General features: G+C 60.3%; 3 protein-coding genes. 1 reads left to right on the top strand and 2 read right to left on the bottom strand.

The window, feature by feature from the left end; all coding sequences use genetic code 11:
* The first annotated feature begins 1,054 nt into the window (after positions 1–1,054).
* A complete protein-coding gene (locus tag EOA86_RS29685) occupies positions 1,055–1,462 on the top strand; it encodes a GNAT family N-acetyltransferase (protein WP_245497417.1) in 408 nt (135 codons plus the stop codon).
* A gap of 260 nt (positions 1,463–1,722) precedes the next feature.
* On the opposite strand, the gene EOA86_RS29680 is transcribed toward EOA86_RS29685, so the two are convergent.
* Positions 1,723–2,049, bottom strand: a complete 327-nt coding sequence (locus EOA86_RS29680) for a hypothetical protein (protein WP_206630172.1) — start codon at positions 2,047–2,049, stop codon at positions 1,723–1,725.
* 167 nt (positions 2,050–2,216) lie between these two features.
* Positions 2,217–2,378 carry a hypothetical protein gene (locus EOA86_RS38940; RefSeq protein ID WP_164759627.1) on the bottom strand — a complete coding sequence of 54 codons (162 nt, stop codon included), beginning with the start codon at positions 2,376–2,378 and terminating at the stop codon, positions 2,217–2,219.
* Positions 2,379–2,731: the final 353 nt, after the last annotated feature.

Here is a 2,731-nt window from a genome sequence, read left to right as displayed (position 1 = left end):
ATGTTGGGCCTGTTCCACGGCGCATGACTATAAGGAAAGCCGCATGGCAAGACCATATGCGCGGCCAAGGAGCCCGAACGTCGAATGCACGTCGAGCACTAAGCTAAGTCTTTGAAAACGCTCAATGCGGGAACCTTTCTGCTAGATCGTGCAGCACACAGGTTTTGGTGCAGCATTGCAGGGATCGCGAACGCGGGTCCGGTACGGCCGATCTCGAGCAGGCCGTCGCGCGGACCGAAGGGGAGACGCGACGCCATGTAGCTTCGCAGACACACGACCCAGGCATGGCGCAGGCGTAGGTTGTCTGGATTGCAACGCTGGCCAACCAATTGCTGGCATTCTCGCGAGACGCGCACCCGCACCGCGCCGCATGCAGCAATGTGAAGAGGATTGTGCAATCGGCAGCGTCGCGCGGCTTCGACTGCCTTCTACGGCATTGCTTTGTCACCGACCAGGCCGTCCCAGTAGGCATGCAGCGAGGCCGGTTGCAGTGCCAAACGGTGCTCCGTCAAATCCCGCCGCGGCCGACCCGGCACTAGCTCAGCCTGCGAGCCGGGGGACGCTTACGGGGATCAGGGCGTCATCGCGCGCTCCGAAGGCAGAATGTGTCAGGAACCGGACCTTTCTGACGGCGTCCGCAAAGGTCACGAAATGGCGCAACGTGCTCGTTCTGGCAGATGAGCCGAGCGGCAACTTTCCACCCAACCGCGACGTTAGAACGCTCCATTGCGGTACAATCCGAGCCGATGCGCCGGCCGGCTCGGGCGCGCCATGTTCAGACATTCGCGGTGCTTCTCCAGAGCGGACGTTAGCTCATCGGTTGGAGTCGACCTGCGGACCATGCCTGATGGTAGGTGTAAGGAACGGCGTGACCCCCATGCGATGAAGCGGCGGTAGGCCGCCGCTCCGAATTTGAGCGGCCCGTCCGGCAACGCTATAATTGACCGGCAGGGGACGTTATCGGATGACGCAAATCAGAGCCATGACTGAGCAGGACGTGCCGTCGGTATCGCGGCTAATTGGAGAGTCTTGGCGCAGGACGTACTCGCCAATCATGGGTGCCGAGACCGCGGCCCGGATTTCGGATGAAGATCACACGCTGCAGCGGATTGCGGCGGAACTGACAGACACCAACAAAATGTCGTTCGTGGCAGAACGGCCAGACGGCTCGATTGCCGGCTACGCGATGGCTAAGATGAATGAAGCCGGCGACGTCATGCTTGACCGGCTCCACATCGATCAAAGCGAGTACGGCACCGGGCTAGCCGCTAATATATTGCACGCTGTCTTTGCCACCCATTCCGGCATCCCGAGCATCGCACTCGAAGTGCTCGAGGGAAACGACCGGGCAATGGCCTTTTACCGCAAACATGGGTTCGAAGTGGTCGATCGCAGGGCCGCGTCGCACGGTGCAGAAGGCCATGCGTCGTTGATTATGCGCAAACTGCTATCGCGCGCCTAGTCGGAACTCGCGCATCGAACAGTACATCACGACTTCCGTCCCCAGCGCACCGGCGGCCTCCCCGCTCGCAATCCAAATAGACGTCTTGCAGCTGTTTGATTGGCATGTCAGCGTGAGCGAACGCGAGGGCCTGAGCGTCAGAAGCCGACAATGAAGCCGGACTGATTGCGATCAGCACGGTGCCGAGCGTCACAGGCGCGAGGGACTTAACAGCTGACATGATCATTTTGAGATCCTCCCCAGCTCCCGTCGGTCAACGTTCAGTCCTTGGGGTCGCAGGTGTAGTTGCCGTTCGAAGGTCCCGTCCGCGCGCCGCTGCTTGTCGAAACCGCGATGTAAGGCTCGATCGCGCGCTCGTGGACCAGCCAAAGGGGATCTCGGCCGAGGCGTAGCCACTGCCGGCGGCCAACCGTTTCGGAATCGAGGCCGAAGCGATCCTGGTGCGCTCGATCGTCGTGCCGGCCGCGCCTGCCTCCGCAATGACGGATGGCGCGGCTTCGCAAAGCGCACATGATTTCGTCATGTGAGATGCCGATGTCGCCAAGAACGTCATCGGGTAAACGGCTCAACTGGTCCGTTGCCGACAAGAGAGCTTTTCGCTCGGCGCGGAGGCGTAACCACCTGCGAAATGGACCAATGGCGACAGCATGAATTATAACCATGATCAGATCGTCCCTTCATTGATCTGAATTGACCGGTACGGAACGGCGCGAACGGCACTCCGGGCGAGAGCGTCAGCCGTCCGCGAGGCAAGTTAGGCGTAGTGGTCGATGGATTGGTTTTGCCGCGGCGTGCTCATACGGCGGGCGGTGGCTGGCCCCGGGCCACGCATGTAATAAAGCTCCGGGCGGTAGCGCGGCGCGACGAATTTGCGAAACACCGCAGCAAGTTTTGTGACGGGAGCCAAGAATTTCATGACTGTTCCCTTTCCCTTCGCCGGCTTGCACACGAGCCGACGGGCCTGACGTTGCAACAAGGATATGACAGTCGAACCAGGCTCGGCTGTGGGAATTCCCACACCGGGGAAAACATTGGCAAAATCCGCTCCCAGTTTGCATCCCGGAAAGCGGGGCCTGCGGCCATGAAATTTCCTTGGATAGGGAGTAAGGTGAAGTACACTTGATTGAACAAGAGACCGTTGTGACAGGCTCTCTGGCCTTCATCTCAAGACTTTGCGATGCCGACCTCGCCGCGCTGACCAAACGGTGGCACGAGCGCAGCTATCGACACAACGAGCTAATCATTTCCCACGGCGACACTGGTCGCGAT

It is taken from the genome of Mesorhizobium sp. M5C.F.Ca.IN.020.32.2.1 (genome assembly GCF_004023105.1).
Classification (GTDB): domain Bacteria; phylum Pseudomonadota; class Alphaproteobacteria; order Rhizobiales; family Rhizobiaceae; genus Mesorhizobium; species Mesorhizobium wenxiniae.
The sequence above is the reverse complement of the archived record's forward strand: the minus strand, read 5'-3'. Positions and strand labels throughout refer to the sequence as shown.

Excerpts from the sequence above, each read along its gene's own strand:
- EOA86_RS38940 (WP_164759627.1), bottom strand. The coding sequence starts at position 2,378 with ATGAAATTCTTGGCTCCCGTCACAAAACTTGCTGCGGTGTTTCGCAAA.
- EOA86_RS29685 (WP_245497417.1), top strand. The coding sequence starts at position 1,055 with ATGGGTGCCGAGACCGCGGCCCGGATTTCGGATGAAGATCACACGCTG.